The 17,134-nt window shown below is 58.3% G+C and carries 17 protein-coding genes; 15 read left to right on the forward strand and 2 right to left on the reverse strand.

Going from position 1 to position 17,134, the window contains the following annotated elements:
- The first annotated feature begins 32 nt into the window (after window positions 1-32).
- The 14 genes from nuoI to WNZ14_RS12710 all read left to right on the forward strand — a co-directional run bounded on the left by nuoI (window position 33) and on the right by WNZ14_RS12710 (window position 14,070).
- Window positions 33-524: an NADH-quinone oxidoreductase subunit NuoI gene (gene nuoI / locus WNZ14_RS12645; RefSeq protein ID WP_342869009.1), complete on the forward strand. Its 492-nt coding sequence runs from the start codon at window positions 33-35 to the stop codon at window positions 522-524.
- Window positions 525-667: 143 nt separating this feature from the next.
- Window positions 668-1,282 carry an NADH-quinone oxidoreductase subunit J gene (locus WNZ14_RS12650; protein WP_342870225.1) on the forward strand — a complete coding sequence of 205 codons (615 nt, stop codon included), beginning with the start codon at window positions 668-670 and terminating at the stop codon, window positions 1,280-1,282.
- Window positions 1,283-1,308: 26 nt separating this feature from the next.
- Window positions 1,309-1,617 carry an NADH-quinone oxidoreductase subunit NuoK gene (nuoK, locus tag WNZ14_RS12655; RefSeq protein WP_047029814.1) on the forward strand — a complete coding sequence of 103 codons (309 nt, stop codon included), beginning with the start codon at window positions 1,309-1,311 and terminating at the stop codon, window positions 1,615-1,617.
- Window positions 1,618-1,624: 7 nt separating this feature from the next.
- Window positions 1,625-3,610, forward strand: coding sequence for an NADH-quinone oxidoreductase subunit L (gene nuoL / locus WNZ14_RS12660; protein ID WP_342869010.1), 1,986 nt, complete (start codon window positions 1,625-1,627; stop codon window positions 3,608-3,610).
- On the forward strand, window positions 3,610-5,121 hold the full coding sequence (locus WNZ14_RS12665; RefSeq protein WP_342869011.1) for an NADH-quinone oxidoreductase subunit M: 1,512 nt from the start codon (window positions 3,610-3,612) through the stop codon (window positions 5,119-5,121). The genes nuoL and WNZ14_RS12665 overlap by 1 nt, the downstream gene beginning before the upstream one ends.
- A gap of 20 nt (window positions 5,122-5,141) precedes the next feature.
- Window positions 5,142-6,584 carry an NADH-quinone oxidoreductase subunit NuoN gene (gene nuoN / locus WNZ14_RS12670; RefSeq protein WP_342869012.1) on the forward strand — a complete coding sequence of 481 codons (1,443 nt, stop codon included), beginning with the start codon at window positions 5,142-5,144 and terminating at the stop codon, window positions 6,582-6,584.
- Between the two features lie 18 nt (window positions 6,585-6,602).
- Window positions 6,603-7,346 (forward strand): biotin--[acetyl-CoA-carboxylase] ligase, encoded by a 744-nt coding sequence (locus tag WNZ14_RS12675; RefSeq protein ID WP_342869013.1) that lies wholly within the window; start codon window positions 6,603-6,605, stop codon window positions 7,344-7,346.
- 135 nt (window positions 7,347-7,481) lie between these two features.
- Window positions 7,482-9,152, forward strand: a complete 1,671-nt coding sequence (locus WNZ14_RS12680; protein WP_342869014.1) for a ribonuclease J — start codon at window positions 7,482-7,484, stop codon at window positions 9,150-9,152.
- A 10-nt stretch (window positions 9,153-9,162) separates the two neighbouring features.
- Window positions 9,163-9,567: a methylmalonyl-CoA epimerase gene (gene mce / locus WNZ14_RS12685; protein ID WP_342869015.1), complete on the forward strand. Its 405-nt coding sequence runs from the start codon at window positions 9,163-9,165 to the stop codon at window positions 9,565-9,567.
- Between the two features lie 11 nt (window positions 9,568-9,578).
- On the forward strand, window positions 9,579-9,860 hold the full coding sequence (locus tag WNZ14_RS12690) for a DUF1467 family protein (RefSeq protein ID WP_342869016.1): 282 nt from the start codon (window positions 9,579-9,581) through the stop codon (window positions 9,858-9,860).
- 131 nt (window positions 9,861-9,991) lie between these two features.
- A complete protein-coding gene (locus WNZ14_RS12695; RefSeq protein WP_342869017.1) occupies window positions 9,992-10,225 on the forward strand; it encodes a hypothetical protein in 234 nt (77 codons plus the stop codon).
- Between the two features lie 484 nt (window positions 10,226-10,709).
- Window positions 10,710-12,053, forward strand: coding sequence for a proline--tRNA ligase (gene proS / locus WNZ14_RS12700; RefSeq protein ID WP_342869018.1), 1,344 nt, complete (start codon window positions 10,710-10,712; stop codon window positions 12,051-12,053).
- A gap of 27 nt (window positions 12,054-12,080) precedes the next feature.
- On the forward strand, window positions 12,081-13,376 hold the full coding sequence (locus WNZ14_RS12705) for a lipoprotein-releasing ABC transporter permease subunit (RefSeq protein WP_342869019.1): 1,296 nt from the start codon (window positions 12,081-12,083) through the stop codon (window positions 13,374-13,376).
- Between the two features lie 4 nt (window positions 13,377-13,380).
- A complete protein-coding gene (locus tag WNZ14_RS12710; protein WP_342869020.1) occupies window positions 13,381-14,070 on the forward strand; it encodes an ABC transporter ATP-binding protein in 690 nt (229 codons plus the stop codon).
- Window positions 14,071-14,495: 425 nt separating this feature from the next.
- Here WNZ14_RS12710 and WNZ14_RS12715 read toward each other — a convergent pair whose 3' ends face one another.
- Window positions 14,496-15,089 carry a TetR/AcrR family transcriptional regulator gene (locus tag WNZ14_RS12715; RefSeq protein WP_342869021.1) on the reverse strand — a complete coding sequence of 198 codons (594 nt, stop codon included), beginning with the start codon at window positions 15,087-15,089 and terminating at the stop codon, window positions 14,496-14,498.
- Between the two features lie 541 nt (window positions 15,090-15,630).
- Between WNZ14_RS12715 and WNZ14_RS12720 the strand changes: the two genes are divergently transcribed.
- Window positions 15,631-15,996, forward strand: a complete 366-nt coding sequence (locus WNZ14_RS12720; RefSeq protein WP_342869022.1) for a hypothetical protein — start codon at window positions 15,631-15,633, stop codon at window positions 15,994-15,996.
- 352 nt (window positions 15,997-16,348) lie between these two features.
- On the opposite strand, the gene WNZ14_RS12725 is transcribed toward WNZ14_RS12720, so the two are convergent.
- Window positions 16,349-17,125: a hypothetical protein gene (locus WNZ14_RS12725; protein WP_342870226.1), complete on the reverse strand. Its 777-nt coding sequence runs from the start codon at window positions 17,123-17,125 to the stop codon at window positions 16,349-16,351.
- Between the last annotated feature and the right edge of the window lie 9 nt (window positions 17,126-17,134).

Genomic DNA, 17,134 nt, shown 5'->3' on the forward strand with positions numbered 1-17,134 from the left:
TTCCGGCTGATCAAGCCAAACCAGAGCGGAGAATGACCATGTTGGCTCAAGCCGCAAAATCACTGTTCCTGAAGGAATTCGTCAGTGCCTTCTTCATGTCGATGCGCTACTTCTTCGCACCGAAGGCGACGTTGAACTATCCGAACGAAAAAGGCCCGGTCAGCGCGCGTTTCCGCGGTGAGCACGCGCTCAGGCGTTATCCGAATGGCGAAGAACGCTGCATCGCCTGCAAACTGTGCGAGGCCATCTGCCCGGCACAGGCGATCACCATTGAGGCCGGTCCGCGACGCAATGACGGCACGCGCCGCACCGTGCGCTACGACATCGACATGGTGAAGTGCATCTATTGCGGCTTCTGCCAGGAAGCCTGTCCGGTCGACGCAATCGTCGAGGGACCGAACTTCGAATTCGCGACCGAAACACGCGAAGAGCTTTACTACGACAAGGACCGGCTGCTCGCCAATGGTGACCGCTGGGAACGGGAAATCGCTCGCAACATCGCGATCGATTCACCCTACAGGTAAGACACGGGGACGGTGCACCATTCGGGCGCGCCGTTTAGAAATCACATGCGGGGGCAGGGGACGGCTTTGGCCAATCCCGCCTCCATTCGGGGCGGGAGCACATGTTCCTGTCACTCCGGGGGAAAGACGAAAAGGCGCCGATCATGGGTCTGCAGGCTCTGTTTTTCTATTTGTTTGCCTTTGTGGCAGTGGCATCCGCTTTCATGGTGATCGCGGCACGCAATCCGGTGCATTCCGTTTTGTTCCTGATCCTCACCTTCTTCAATGCGGCCGGGCTGTTTCTGCTCACCGGTGCTGAATTCCTGGCGATGATCTTGCTGGTGGTTTATGTCGGCGCTGTGGCGGTGTTGTTCCTGTTTGTGGTGATGATGCTGGATGTCGACTTTGCCGAGATGAAGTCCGGCGCTCTCGAGTACGCCCCGATGGGGGCGCTTGTCGGGATCATTCTGGCGGCAGAGTTGATTGTCGTTCTGGCGGGTAACACGTTTAGCCCTGCAGCGGCTGGCAGCGGGGCAAGTGCAATACCCGCGCTGAGCGAGCGCACCAACACCCAGGCGCTCGGCGACGTTCTCTACACGGACTATATCTTCTACTTCCAGATCTCCGGAATGGTGCTTCTGGTGGCCATGATCGGCGCCATCGTGCTGACGCTCAGGCATCGTGAACATATCAAGCGGCAAGACATCAACCAGCAGGTCGCCCGGACACCGGAGACCGCCATCGAGGTGGTCAAGGTCAAGCCCGGCCAGGGCATTTGAACGCGGCGACGTGAAGGAATAATCGCATGGAAATCGGACTCTCCCATTACCTGACTGTCAGCGCGATCCTGTTCACGCTTGGCATTTTCGGGATTTTCCTGAACCGCAAGAACGTGATCGTCATCCTGATGTCGATCGAGTTGATCCTGCTCGCCGTCAACCTCAACATGGTGGCGTTCTCGATGCATCTCAATGACATTGTCGGGCAGGTGTTCGCGCTTCTGATCCTGACGGTTGCTGCAGCGGAAGCGGCCATCGGGCTTGCCATTCTCGTCGTCTTTTATCGCAACCGCGGCTCCATTGCCGTGGAAGACGTCAACATGATGAAGGGCTGAGAGAGCCATGTACCAAGCTATCGTCTTTCTTCCTCTCATCGGCGCTCTGATTGCCGGCTTTGGTGGCCGCGCCATCGGCGCCAAGGCGTCGGAATACGTGACAACGCTGTTCCTGATTGTGGCGGCGCTGCTCTCGTGGGTGGCGTTCTTCTCGATTGCCATGGGCCATGGCGAGATGGTTCGCATTCCGATCATGCGCTGGATGGATTCGGGTTCGCTCAATGTTGAATGGGCGCTGCGCATCGACACGCTGACCGCAGTGATGCTGGTGGTGGTCAACACCGTCTCCTGCCTGGTCCATGTCTATTCGATCGGCTACATGCATCACGATCCGCATCGGCCGCGGTTCTTTGCCTACCTGTCGTTCTTCACCTTCGCCATGCTGATGCTGGTGACGTCGGACAATCTGTTGCAGATGTTCTTTGGCTGGGAAGGCGTGGGCGTTGCCTCGTACCTTCTGATCGGCTTCTGGTACAAGAAGCCCTCGGCCAATGCTGCTGCGATGAAAGCGTTCATCGTCAACCGCGTCGGCGACTTCGGCTTTCTGCTTGGGATCTTCGGGCTCTTCGTTCTGTTCGGCTCGGCCTCGTTTGACGCGATCTTCGCTGGTGCCGCTGACTTCCTGCCAGCCGAAGGCGCAGAGGGCGGCGAAACCGTACTGACGCTGTTCGGCATGCATCTCGACAAGGCTCATGCACTGACCGGCGTTTGCCTGCTCCTGTTCATGGGCGCGATGGGCAAGTCGGCGCAGTTCCTGCTCCACACCTGGTTGCCTGATGCGATGGAAGGCCCGACCCCTGTTTCTGCGCTGATCCATGCCGCCACCATGGTGACGGCCGGTGTGTTCCTGGTCGCGCGCATGTCGCCGGTGTTTGAACACGCTCCCGATGCGTTGACCGTCGTGACCTGGGTCGGCGCCATCACCGCATTCTTCGCGGCGACCGTCGGTCTGGTTCAGAACGACATCAAGCGCGTTATTGCCTATTCGACCTGTTCGCAGCTGGGCTACATGTTCGTGGCACTGGGGATAGGCGCCTATGGCGGTGCAGTCTTCCACCTTTTCACGCACGCCTTCTTCAAGGCTCTCCTGTTCCTTGGCGCCGGTTCGGTGATCCATGCGGTTTCCGACGAGCAGGACATGCGGCGCATGGGTGGCCTTCGCAAGAAGATCCCGATGACCTACTGGATGATGATTGTCGGCACGATTGCGCTGACCGGCGTCGGCATTCCGGGCACCATGATCGGCACCGCCGGTTTCTTCTCCAAGGACATCATCATCGAGTCGGCTTACGTGGCGCACAATCCAGCTGCCGGTGTCGCCTTCGGCCTTCTGGTGATTGCCGCGCTGTTCACGAGCTTCTATTCCTGGCGTCTGATCTTCATGACCTTCCACGGCAAGCCTCGCGCTTCGGCTGATGTGATGCACCACGTGCATGAATCTCCATTGGTGATGCTGGTTCCGCTGTTCATCCTGGCTGCCGGTGCACTGTTTGCAGGTGTGCTGTTCGAGGGCTATTTCTTCGGCCATCACTATGCCGAATTCTGGAAGGGGGCATTGTTCACCGGTCCGGAAAACGAGATCCTCGAGGAATTCCATCACGTGCCGCTTTGGGTCAAACTCAGCCCGTTTGTCGCCATGCTGCTTGGTCTGGTGACTGCTTGGTTCTTCTACATCCGCTCGCCTGAAACACCCAAGCGCTTGGCAGAGGATCACCAGATGCTCTACCGGTTCCTACTCAACAAATGGTATTTTGACGAGCTGTACGATTTCATCTTTGTCCGCCCTGCAAAATGGCTCGGCAGCTTCCTGTGGAAACAGGGCGATGTTCGCGTCATTGACGGTTACGGCCCGAACGGCATTGTCGCACGGGTGCAGGACCTCACCGGCTGGGTTGTCCGGCTGCAGACCGGATATCTTTACCACTACGCCTTCGTGATGCTGATCGGAATTGCAGCGCTTGTCACATGGATGATGCTCGGGAGTGCATTCTGATGACCGATTGGCCACTTCTGTCAGTTGTCACCTTCATACCGCTTATTTGCGTTCTGTTTCTTCTGCCGATCAAGGATGACACCGAGATCGGGCGTCGCAACATTCGTCAGGTAGCCCTGCTCGGGACGACCGCGACCTTCGTGATGTCGCTTCTGATCTGGGCGAGCTTTGATCTCAGCGATCCCGGTTTCCAGATGGTGGAGAGTATCGATCTTCCGGGTTCGATGTTCTCCTATGCGATGGGCGTAGACGGCATCTCGATGCTGTTTGTCATCCTGACCACCTTCCTGATGCCGCTGTGCATTCTGGCAAGCTGGAATTCGATCGAAACCCGCGTGCGGGAATACATGATCGCGTTTCTGGTGCTTGAGACCATGATGATCGGCGTGTTCTGCGCGCTCGACATCGTGCTGTTCTACGTGTTCTTCGAGGCTGGTCTCATTCCGATGTTCATCATCATCGGTGTGTGGGGTGGCAAGCGCCGCGTCTACGCCAGCTTCAAGTTCTTCCTCTACACGCTTGCGGGCTCTGTCCTGATGCTGCTCGCGATCATGGCGATGTACTGGGATGCAGGCACGACCGACATACGTATGCTGCTCGCACATAATTTCCCGGCGGAGATGCAAACCTGGCTATGGCTGGCGTTCTTTGCGTCGTTTGCAGTGAAGATGCCGATGTGGCCGGTCCATACCTGGTTGCCGGATGCGCACGTCGAGGCGCCCACGGCAGGGTCCGTGATCCTGGCCGGTGTTCTGCTCAAGCTTGGTGGCTACGGTTTCCTTCGGTTCTCGCTGCCTATGTTCCCGCTGGCGTCTGCTGATTTTGCACCGTTCATCTTCACGCTGTCGGTTGTTGCCATTGTCTACACCTCGCTGGTGGCGCTGATGCAGGAAGATATCAAGAAGCTGATTGCGTACTCTTCGGTCGCGCATATGGGCTTTGTGACCATGGGCATCTTTGCGGCCAACCAGCAGGGCGTTCAGGGTGCGATCTTCCAGATGCTGAGCCATGGCCTGGTCTCAGGTGCCTTGTTCCTCTGCGTCGGTGTTGTCTACGACCGGTTGCACACAAGAGAGATTTCCGCCTATGGCGGACTGGTCAACAACATGCCGAAATATGCGGTCGTGTTCATGATCTTCACCATGGCGAATGTCGGCTTGCCCGGCACTTCGGGCTTTGTCGGTGAGTTCCTGACCCTGATGGGCGTGTTTCAGGTCAACACCTGGGTGGCGCTGTTTGCCACAACCGGCGTTATCCTGTCGGCATGTTATGCTCTGTGGCTCTACCGGCGGGTTATCTTCGGTGCGCTGGAGAAGGAAAGCCTGAAGGCCATGCTCGACCTGTCGAGCCGCGAGAAGCTGATCCTTTATCCGCTGATCGTGCTGACAATCTTCTTTGGTGTCTATCCGGCACCGATCTTTGATGTGACGGCAGCCTCGGTTGACGCACTTATCAACAATTACACGGCTTCGCTGCAGGCAGCGCGCGATCTCGCGCTGTCGGTTAACTGAGCTACGGAGACTGCGGGACCATGACGCCAGAAATTCTCTCATCCAGCCTACAGCTTTCCGTGCCCGAGCTCATGCTGGCCGTCGGCGCCATGGTGCTCCTGGTGATCGGCGTGTTCTCCGGCGAGAAGTCGGTGACGCTGGTCAACGGGTTGGCGGTAGCGCTCCTGATCATGGCGGGGCTGGTGCTGGTGCTGGTGACCGGCAACGGTGAAGCCTTCAACGGCGCGTTCCTGTCCGATCCGTTCGCCCGGTTCATGAAGGTGCTTGCGCTGATCGGCTCGATCACCGCCATGGTTATGACCGTTGGTCACGCGAAGGCCGAGCGGATCGACAAGTTCGAGCTTCCGGTGCTGTTCGTCCTGGCGACGCTCGGCATGATGCTGATGATCTCGGCCAACGACATGATTGCGCTCTATATGGGTCTCGAGCTTCAGTCGCTCGCGCTCTACGTGGTGGCGGCAATCAATCGGGACAGCCAGCGCTCCACAGAAGCGGGCCTGAAGTATTTCGTGCTGGGCGCCCTGTCGTCGGGCATGCTGCTTTACGGTGCGTCGCTGGTTTACGGTTACACCGGCTACACGGGCTTTGACGAGATCGCAGCCGCGATTTCCGGCGGCGAACGGTCACTCGGCCTGATCTTCGGATTGGTTTTCCTGCTTGCAGGCGTTGCCTTCAAGATCTCGGCCGTGCCGTTCCACATGTGGACGCCGGACGTTTATGAAGGCGCTCCGACACCTGTTACAGCGTTCTTCTCCGCAGCTCCCAAGGTTGCGGCCATGGCGCTGTTTGTCCGCATCGTCATCGTGGCATTCGAGCCGGTGACGCTCGACTGGCAGCAGATCGTCGTGTTCCTCGCCATCGCATCGATGGTGCTGGGCGCGTTTGCGGCCATCGGCCAGAAGAACATCAAGCGGCTGATGGCCTATTCCTCCATAGCGCATATGGGTTTTGCGCTCGTCGGACTTGCTGCGGGCAGCCAGGCCGGTGTTCGTGGCGTCATCCTCTATATGCTGATCTACATGGTCATGACGCTCGGCACCTTTGCCTGCATTCTGGCGATGCGGCGCAAGGAAGATGGCAATGTCGAGCAGATCGACGATCTCGCAGGCCTGTCGTCAACCAATCCGTTCATGGCGCTGATGCTGACCATCCTGATGTTCTCGCTCGCGGGCATTCCGCCTCTGGCAGGCTTCTTCGGCAAATACTTCGTCTTTGTCGCGGCGATCGAGGCCAAGCTTTATGGTCTCGCCATTATCGGTGTTCTGGCTTCAGTCGTTGGCGCCTATTACTACCTCCGGATCATCAAGATCATGTGGTTTGATCAGCCCAACGGTTCGTTTGTGCCTGTTGCAGGCGAACTCAAGCTGGTGTTTGGCATTTCCGGTCTGTTCGTGCTGTTTTATGTGGTCGTGTCCAATCCTCTGGGCCTTGCTGCCGACGTCGCCGCGAAGACATTCTTCTAGAATGCCTCGGCGGGCTGCATGAAGGGGCCGGATTTCCGGCACATCGAATTGGGGGATGTTTCATCCACCAATCTGGAGTGCATCGAAAGGGCGCGGGCAGGCGATGCCGGCCGTTTGTGGATCACGGCTGTGCGCCAGACCGGCGGCAGGGCACGCCGGGGCAGGGCCTGGGTTTCCGAGCCCGGGAACCTATACTCTTCACTGTTGCTGATTGATCCGTGTCCGTGGGAGGCCATGGCCTCGCTGCCTTTGGCGGTGACGCTTGCAGTGCACGGGGCAATTGCTTCGGTTCTTCCGGGCGAGACTGCTGAAACGCTGCGCATCAAGTGGCCGAACGATATGCTGATCGACGGGCACAAAACCTCCGGTATTCTCATCGAAGCAGAACAGCTACCCGATGGCCGCAGGGCGGTTGTGATCGGCTGCGGTGTCAACATCGCCCATTTCCCCGACTCCAGTCTGTATCCTGCCACCTGCCTCATGGACCAGGGAAGTGCCGCCACGCCGCAGGAGTTGTTCGCGCGGCTGGTGGTTTGCATGGATCAAACATTGAACGATTGGGATCAGGGGCGAGGCCTGACCGGGATACGCGACGCCTGGATCGAGCGAGCGCAAGGGATCGGACAGCCGGTGACGGTGAATTTGCCAGACCGCCAAATCCGTGGTCTGTTTGACGGAATTGATGATGAAGGCAGGCTGTTGCTTGCAATGCCGGACGGGAATAGACAGATGATTGCTTCAGGCGACGTTTTCTTTTCCTGAGACCGCATGAGTTTCACCTTGATCCGGCTTTGGCTCCAGATGAAAACCATGCACAACCTTTTTAGTCCTGCGGCGACCGCTCCGCGTCAAACCTGACGCATGGCGCAGCAGTGAAATGATCAGACAGGATAGTTGATGACAAAAGACAATGATCTCGTGTTCGTACCGCTTGGCGGCGTGGGCGAAATCGGCATGAACCTGGCACTCTACGGTTACGGTTCACCCAAGCTACGCGAATGGATCATGGTCGATTGCGGCGTGACATTTCCCGGGCCTGAGCTTCCCGGTGTTGATCTGGTCCTGCCGGACATCAAATTCGTCAAAAGCCTGGGCAAGCAGCTCAAGGCGATCATCATCACCCACGCCCATGAGGACCATTACGGCGCGCTCGCGCAGCTTTGGCCGCGGCTCGACAATGTGCCGGTCTACGCATCCGCCTTCACAGCCGGAATGCTGGAAGCCAAGCGCGCCTATGAGCGGACGCGGTCGGAAGTGCCGATCAATGTGTTCAAGGCCGGTGACCGCTTTACCGTGGGGCCGTTCGAGATCGAGCCGGTTGCCGTCAACCATTCGATTCCGGAGCCGTTTTCGCTGGCGATCCGTACGCCGCTCGGCAACCTCATTCACACCGGAGACTGGAAGATCGACATCACGCCTTCGCTCGGACCGCTGACGGACGAGAATCGTTTCCGGCAGCTGGGCGAGGAAGGCATCCTGGCCATGATGTGCGATTCCACCAACGCCATGCGTGAGGGGATTTCGCCATCCGAGAAGGAAGTCAGCGCAGGCTTGCGCGAAGTCATTGAAAAGGCCGAGGGCCGGGTGGCGATCACCACGTTCTCGTCGAACGTCGGTCGTATCCGCTCCATCGCGGAAGCAGCGCGCGACGCAGGTCGCGAGGTTCTTCTGCTTGGAAGCTCGATCAAGCGGGTGGTCAATGTCGCCACCGAACTTGGCATGATGGACGGTATCCCCGAGTTTCTGGCCGAAGACGAATATGGCTATATTCCGCGCGACAAGGTGGTTGTCATACTGACCGGCAGCCAGGGCGAACCGCGCGCAGCGCTCGCCAAGCTGTCACGCGATGAAATGCGCAATGTCGCGCTCTCGTCGGGCGACACTGTGGTGTTCTCCTCGCGCTCGATTCCGGGCAATGAAAAGGGCATCATCGATATCAAGAACGGCCTGATCGAGCAGGGCGTCAAGATCATCACCGACGCAGATGCCCTGGTTCATGTGTCGGGCCATCCGCGTCGCAGTGAACTTGTGCAGATGTACGAATGGGTCAAGCCGAAGATCCTTGTGCCGGTGCATGGCGAGGCAGCGCATCTGACTGCCCAGGCCGAACTGGCTCAGGCATCTGGCATCGCGATCACGCCGCGGGTTCGCAACGGCTCTATTCTGCGGCTGGCGCCCGGAGAGCCTGAAGTGATCGGCGAAGCCCATCATGGACGCATCTACAAGGATGGCCAGCTGATCGGCGACTTTGACGAGATGGGCATATCGGATCGTCGCAAGCTGTCTTTTGCCGGCCATGTGGCTGTTAATGTGGTGCTTGACCATAAGTTGGAGTTTCAGCGTGATCCGGTGGTTTCGGCAATGGGTCTGCCGGAGTTCGATGCCGAAGGCGATGAAATGGAGGACATCCTCTATGATTCCGTGCTTGGCGCCGTCGAGAGCATTCCGCGCGGACGCCGTAAGGACCTCGACGGGGTACGCGAGGCAATTCGCCGCTCTGTTCGCGCCGCCGCAAACGAGGTATGGGGCAAGAAGCCTGTGGTGACGGTCTTCGTCACCAAGGTGTGAGAGGACGATCATGCTTGGACGCCTGAACCATGTGGCAATCGCGGTGCCTGATCTGGCCGCCGCGAGCGCCCAGTACCGCACCATGCTGGGTGCCGAGGTGACCGATCCGCAGGCTCTGCCCGAGCACGGCGTGACCGTGGTGTTCATCCACTTGCCGAACACCAAGATCGAGCTTTTGGAGCCACTTGGTGAAGGATCGCCGATTGCGGCCTTCCTGGAAAAAAATCCGTCTGGCGGCATGCATCATGTCTGCTACGAGGTGGAGGACATTCTGGCCGCCCGTGACCATCTCCGCAAGGAAGGCGCGCGGGTGCTCGGCGATGGAGAGCCCAAGATCGGTGCGCATAACAAGCCGGTGCTGTTCCTGCATCCCAAGGACTTCAACGGTACCCTGATCGAACTCGAGCAGGTTTGAGGAGCACGACAATGGGTTTTGGAACAGGTTTTGCGATTTACTTCATCATATGGTGGGTGGTTCTGTTTACCGTGCTGCCGTTTTCGGCCCGCAGCCAGGCCGACGAGGGCGAGGTGACGCTGGGGACGACTCACAGCGCGCCGGCAGATTTCCATTTCTGGCCGATCTTCTGGCGGACAACGCTGATTTCGGGTGCGGTCTTTGCGACCTATTTCCTCGTGACCGTAGTCGGTGGCTATTCGCTCGATGACCTGATCGCGATGTCGCCGGACTTCAAGCCTGTCGGCAACTGAGTCGATACCGTTAGCTGCCGCTTACGTGCGTGCTCCAGAATTTCCGGAGTGCGATTATCAAGTTATCCATGGAACGTTGTTGCTTTCTTGGCGTTGTGCTGAGACCAGCAATCAATCCATGGAGTTCCATAATGTCCCAGAACCAGAACAAGACGTCCCGCCTGACAGAGGCTGATCTCGCGCAGGACAAGATGGGTGACAACTCCCTGCAGGGCAATGACCAGGCGAATGTCCGCAATCAGCGCCAGGCTGTGCCCGACGTCAAGCAGAAGCCCGATGACGGCGTGGTTGATAGTCTTGAGAAAATGGACAAGGACGTTCGCGCTGAAAAAGAACTTGGCAAGGGCGCTCGCAAGCAAGACTGAGCAGCTATCATCGGCGCTCTTGGCTCCTGTCATTTGAAAAGATGGCCGGAGCCGCTCGTCCTGATACTGGCGACTACAGTAAACGACAGAAATCAAAGCAAAAAAAAACAAGGCATGAAGCCTTGTTGTGCAGGTGTCGCGTGATCTGTTTCCCGGTTGCCCGGGGGCTGCGAACAAAGCGCGCCTGAGATCCTATCCTCCCAAGACTTTGACCGCGAATTGGGCAGCACCCAGTGGGTTTTGCCTCTTTAGTGAGCTTTATTTAGCCCAAGAGAGACAGCTTGTCACGCGTTTTATGACAGCTATGTGGCGGGTTTTACAATATAAGACATGGATGTAGCGGAAGAGGCCTTCAAGCGGCTCCTGAACGGGTTTTCTTTGCCTGACGAAGCGGTTATGAACGCATGAATCCTGACCCACGTCACGCCAACCCTCATTTTGCCCGATTCAGCCTTCAAGGCTTGAAGCCAAACCGGATCATCCCATGCGTCTGTCAAAATACTTTCTGCCCATTCTCAAGGAAAACCCCAAGGACGCGGAAATCGTCTCCCACCGCCTTATGGCGCGTGCAGGCATGATCAAGCAGCAGTCCGCGGGCGTTTATTCCTGGCTGCCGCTTGGCAAGCGGGTTCTCGACAAGGTTTGCAATATCGTCCGGGAGGAGCAGAACCGGGCAGGGGCAATCGAAATCCTGATGCCCACCGTGCAGCCTGCAGACCTGTGGAAGGAAAGCGGTCGCTACGATGATTACGGTCAGGAAATGCTGCGCATCAATGATCGCAATGATCGTGAAATGCTCTACGGGCCGACCAACGAGGAGATGGTCACCGATATCTTCCGCTCCTACGTCAAGTCCTACAAGAACCTGCCGCTTAATCTCTATCATATCCAGTGGAAATTCCGTGATGAACGCCGGCCCCGTTTTGGCGTCATGCGCGGCCGCGAATTCCTGATGAAGGATGCCTATTCCTTCGATCTCGACTACGAGGCCTCAAAGGCTGCCTATAACCGGATGTTCGTGTCCTACCTGCGCACCTTTGAGCGCTGCGGTCTGAAATCAATTCCCATGCGTGCGGATACCGGGCCGATTGGCGGCAGTCTGAGCCATGAATTCATCGTGCTGGCTGAAACCGGTGAATCCCAGGTATTCTGCCATCGCGATTTCGAGAATTTTGCGGTACCGCCTTCAGACATGAATTACGACGATGCCGCCGTTGTCGCGTCCATTGTCGAGAAGTGGACGACGCCGTTTGCGGCCACTGACGAGATCATGGAGAAGGAAGAGTGGGCACGCGAGGCTTGGGACGGGCTTGGCGAGGACGTCCGCGTCTCCGCCCGCGGCATTGAAGTTGGCCACATCTTCCATTTCGGCACCAAGTATTCCGAGCCGATGAACGCTTTCGTTCAGGGGCCCGACGGCAAGCAGCATTTCGTTTCGATGGGCTCTTACGGCATTGGCCCGTCGCGGCTGCTCGGCGCCATCATCGAAGCCTCGCATGACGAGAACGGCATCATCTGGCCCAAGGGCGTTGCGCCATTCGATGTCGGTCTGATCAACATGAAACCAGGCGATGCCGGCTGCGATGCGGCCAGCGAGAAGATCGAGACTGCGCTTGAAAATGCCGGGCTTGAGGTGCTTTACGACGACACCGACGAGCGTGCCGGCGGCAAATTTGCCACGGCTGATCTGATCGGTCTGCCTATCCAGGTGATTGCCGGTCCGCGGTCCGTGGCTGAAGGCAATGTGGAAATCAAGGTGCGGGCGACGGGCGAGCGCGAAACGCTGTCCATCGACGACGCCATCAACCGCCTCGCACAAGCCCGTTAGGCCAAGCATGGTCCAAAGGATATGCCTATGACCGATCCGGACGTCGCCTCGATCTCTGCTGCTGCCTCAGCCAAACCGTTTTCGGCGTTTGAACGGATGGTGGCGTGGCGCTACCTTCGTTCGCGGCGGAAAGAAGCGTTCATTTCGGTGATCGCCGGGTTCTCGTTTGTCGGCATCATGCTCGGCGTTGCCACGCTGATCATCGTGATGTCGGTGATGAACGGTTTTCGGGGCGAGTTGATCACGCGGATCCTGGGCATCAATGGCCACATGATCGTTCAGCCGATCGATCGTCCGCTCGATGACTATGCGGCCTTGGCGACCCGATTCAAGGCCGTTGAGGGGGTTGCCAATGCGATCCCGCTGGTCGAGGGCCAGACGCTTGCTTCAGGCGCTGGTGGGGCCGGAACCGGCGCTCTGGTGCGCGGCATCCGGGCCGAAGACTTTCAGTCGATGAAGATCATTTCGGAAAACATCCGGTCTGGCGACATGGTCGGCTTCGTGGCAGGCGAGGGCGTGGCGATCGGCTCGCGCATGGCCCAGTCGCTGGGACTCGTTGCCGGTGACATGATCACGCTGGTGGCGCCGGAGGGCGATGTGACGCCATTCGGCATGACCCCGCGGGTCAAGGCCTATCCGGTGTCGGCCATCTTTGAAGTCGGTATGTCGGAATATGATTCGTCGATCATCTACATGCCGCTTCAGGAAGCGCAGCTCTATTTCAACGCCGAAGGCCTGGTTCAGTCGATCGAGATCTATGTCGACAAGCCCGATGACATCGACACGATGCGCCCGCTGATCGAAGCTGCGGCAGAGCGGCAGGTCTTCATCACCGACTGGCGGCAGCGCAACCAGACGTTTTTCTCGGCCCTGCAGGTCGAGCGCAACGTCATGTTCATGATCCTGACGCTGATCATCCTTGTGGCAGCACTCAACATCGTTTCGGGTCTGATCATGCTGGTCAAGGACAAGGGGCGCGATATCGCCATCCTGCGCACGATGGGCGCGACCTCCGGATCGATCATGCGGATCTTCTTCATGACCGGTGCCGCGATCGGCGTCACCGGGACCATTGCAGGCTTTCTGCTGGGTGTGGTGGTCTGCCTCAATGTCGAGAGCATCAGGCAGTTCTTCTCCTGGCTGTCGGGCACGACCCTGTTCAATCCGGAACTCTATTTCCTCAGCCAATTGCCGGCCGACATGGATTCAGGCGAAACCATTGTCGTCCTCGTCGTGGCGCTGGCGCTCTCCTTTATCGCAACCCTGATCCCGTCCTGGCGAGCTTCCAAGCTCGATCCGGTTCAGGCGCTACGTTATGAGTGATCGCATGGCCAAAGGTGCACATCCCGTTCTGCAGATGACTGGCGTGAGCCGCTATTTCGTGCAGGGCGAAAACCAGATTTCCATTCTGGACAATGCAAATTTCGCGCTGAAGGCGGGGGAGACGGTTGCGCTTGTTGCGCCGTCTGGGACTGGAAAATCCACGCTTCTGCATCTGGCTGGTCTGCTCGAGCATCCCGATGAAGGCGATGTGTTTATCGATGGCGAAGCCTGCGGAGACCTGTCCGATGATCGGCGCACGGCAATCCGTCGCTCCGAGATCGGGTTCGTCTACCAGTTTCACCATCTGCTGCCCGAATTTACGGCACTTGAAAACATCATGATGCCGCAGCTGATTTCGGGATTGTCGAAGGCCGACGCCAGCGAGCGAGCAGAGCAGTTGCTGGATTACATGCGGATCGGACATCGCGGCCATCACCGGCCGGCCGAGCTTTCAGGCGGCGAGCAGCAACGCGTGGCAATCGCCCGTGCTGTCGCCAATGCGCCGCTGGTGCTGCTGGCTGATGAGCCCACCGGCAATCTCGACCCGGAAACAGCCGGCTATGTGTTTGAAGCGCTTGATGCGCTGGTGCGGCAATCGGGCCTTTCAGCGGTGATTGCTACGCACAATCACGATCTGGCGAGCCTGATGAACCGCAGGGTGACACTTCAGGACGGCAAGGTGGTCGAGCTTTAATGGGGTCAGAGCGGCTCGCCGCTTGACCTGTCGAGGCCTTGGATGCTGGTGCTCTGTGGCAGGCTGCCAAGGCGCGAGAAGGCCTGCAGGAAAAACTGGCTGTCGAACGAAGATCTTCCGGCCCAATAGGCCGATCAGCCGACGATGCCCGCTCCCTCCACGATGCAAACGTGTTCTGATTTATCGCCTGGGACCTCGACAGAGCCCTCAGGCTCGCTTGACTGTTTGTTTTGCTCCCTGTTCGGCGGCGCCTCGGTTGCCTACCCGGCAATGAACGGACTGCCTCGGTGGTCGTGGCGCTGACGGGGAAAGCCTGGCGCATAGTGCGTTTATCCATCGGGGAGAATTGCGCCATCAAAACCTGAGATCAAGCGCTTATGATGAGCGCAAAAAAATTATGGCGCCTTGGGACCGCGCGTGATGAGTCAGGTATTGTGTTTCTTGGCTAGCGCCATCAGGCCCTCCAGCGCGTCCATCGTCACCTTTGTCTCGGCTCCAAAAAGACCTTCTGTGACGTTTAACCCCCACAGAAAAACAAAGATGAAACTGGCCGCCTGATCCTTGGTTATACCATTGGATTCCCACGACACGGATGCCCCGAGCTGCGCAATCAAATCTGCGTATCGTTTGCGCAACATCTCATGTGTGACGGGGTCATGACGCGCTTGTTCCATCCCAACGGTCGCCAGGCTTTTGAAATCTACTCCGTCCTCGCTTTCGAGTGCGGAGAGCGCCGCCCACAAGGACACGATCACATCAGCGATAGATGTTTCGTCGCTTGCCTTCGAGGCTGATGCCGCAACCATCGACAGCAGGTCCTGGGACTGCTGGATGCTCTGACGCACCAACTGCTCCTTGCTGTCGAAATATGTGTAAACCGCTCCCGCCGACATCCCGGATTTCTGGATTATGTCGGTCATAGAGGTGTTTCGAATGCCATTGGTCTGAAAACAAAGGCGCGCTGCCGTGAGGATACGGTCCTTTTGCTGTTGTCTTCTTTGCTCGGAAATACGTGGCATCGGCAACCTTTATAGTCTGACCAGGTGCTTGACAACATTTGCTGTACGGCTACAAAAAGAACGGATATTCTTTTTAATTTGATTGCCGAACGACCTTGGAAAAGGCGTGCGCGCGACCGGAGAAGTTATGCCGAAGCGAGACGCATCCCGGGATCTCAGCTCCCTTATACGTGGGTGGCCCGGTCCTTGGGCCGTTCGACAATTCCTTTCCGATCATGCAGGGCGGGCGCATCGCGCTGGTGCCGACACCAGGCCATTGCACCGGTCATGTCTGAGTTGTCGTCGCGCAGGTGACGTCAGATATTTCCTTTCCGGCGGTGCGACCTACAGCGAAGACAGCCTGCATGCGGGCTGTATTGATGGAGCCACCAATGATGTGATCGCCTACAAAGACACCTCCGCGCGGATCAGGTCATCCTGTAGAGCGCACAAGATGATCATCCTGCCATTTCATGACGACCAAGCCGTCCAACGCATGGCAATTATGCAGCCCTACTAACAGCGTGCTGATGCCCAGTCATCACTCAAAAGGAAACCATCGATGTTCAAACTGACAGCTACAATCGGCACCGCAATGTGTGGAAGCCTATTCCTGTTATGCTTCTTCGTTCCTGCGACTTTCGTGATGCTTTACGGCGCCAGTGCCGACGCAGGAGCCGCCTTCATGGGCCGTCGCGCATCGGTGTTGTTCCTGGGCCTCGCCGTTATCTTCTGGCTCGCGCGCGATGCCGAAAAAAGTGCCCTTCGCGATGCGATCTGCCTTGGCGCAGCGGTCGCTTTCGGCGGCGCTGCGCTAACCGGTTTCTGGAGCTACTTCAGCGGTACATCGGGGCCCCAGATGATCTTGTCCGCTCTGGGCGAGGCAGGCCTGGCGGCCTTGTTCTTTTTGTCAACAAAACGGCCCTGAAGCCTGTCTCTACGAGGCTGTTTCGGCGGAGAACCTGCAAGCACCCAAAGACTGACACCTTATCACGCCAAAATGCCGTTCGCTGCCGTTCAGTCACCGGTTTGGAACGGCAGCAACGTCCGCTTCTTCGATTTTGGCGACGGTCTTCCGATTGATCCCGTAGTGCCTCCGGAGAGCCTTCAGGCTCGTTTGACGACTTTGTATTGCTCCCCTCTCGGCGGCGCTCCGCTTGGCTGCCGGGTATTGAACTGTTTGCCCCAGTCATCGTGGCACTGGCGTGTAAAACCCGGCCCATGGTGCGTCCCGCCATTCCAGGGAAAATAGTGTGCAATCAGGAACCTGGCATCAAAATCTAGTCCGCCTGCTTTGCCGTCACTACCGGTGCGGTTGTCAGCTTGAACTCCACCATTTCCTGAGGCGTCAGGTAGTAAAGCCGGTCCGGAGGCGTTTCCAGGGCGTGGATCCAGAGCCCGTTGCCGATGCTCATCTCGTCGAGATGCCGGGCGATGCGCGCCGTCATGCTCTGGGCACGGGACATGGCCTGCTCGGGAGAAGGCTTTTCCTGTCCGGCATTGAAGACCTGATGGACGCCGAGAATGGCGTCCTCTTCCGCCTCGCGAGACACACCGCCTGCAAAGACCAGCGGGCAGGAGGACGCGCAGAGCGCCTTCGTCGCCACCTTGGTATTGAGACCCTTTTCCCGGATCAGCGTCGACATCGTCAGCGCATCGTCGACGGAGCCGCCCGGCGAATTCAGCGACACCGCCGTCACATACTCGCCGCGCGCCGCGATTTCCTCAGTGAAACGCTCGGCTGCACCCGGATCGATCGTTCCTTCCGCCTTGAGCATGCCGCCGGGCAGGAGTTCGAAGCGCATCGGTTGGCGCAGGACTTCGGGAGAACTCTCCGGCTCGATCGGCGGCGCTTGTGGAACGCCGTCCGTCAGCGCCGGCGGAAGCACAGGGGCGTCCCTCGTCATCGGGTCATAGCCAGGAAGCGCGGCGCTTGCCTGCCTCATTTCCCGCAGGTCCAGGAAAAGGAAGGCGCCCGCTGCCACCAGAAGCGAGAAGAATGCACCGCGCATCAGCAGGCCGTCATCAGCACGCAGAAAGGCTGTCTTGAGGCGCAGGGCGAGCGA

The organism is Hoeflea sp. AS60 (genome assembly GCF_038900115.1).
Taxonomy (GTDB): domain Bacteria; phylum Pseudomonadota; class Alphaproteobacteria; order Rhizobiales; family Rhizobiaceae; genus Hoeflea.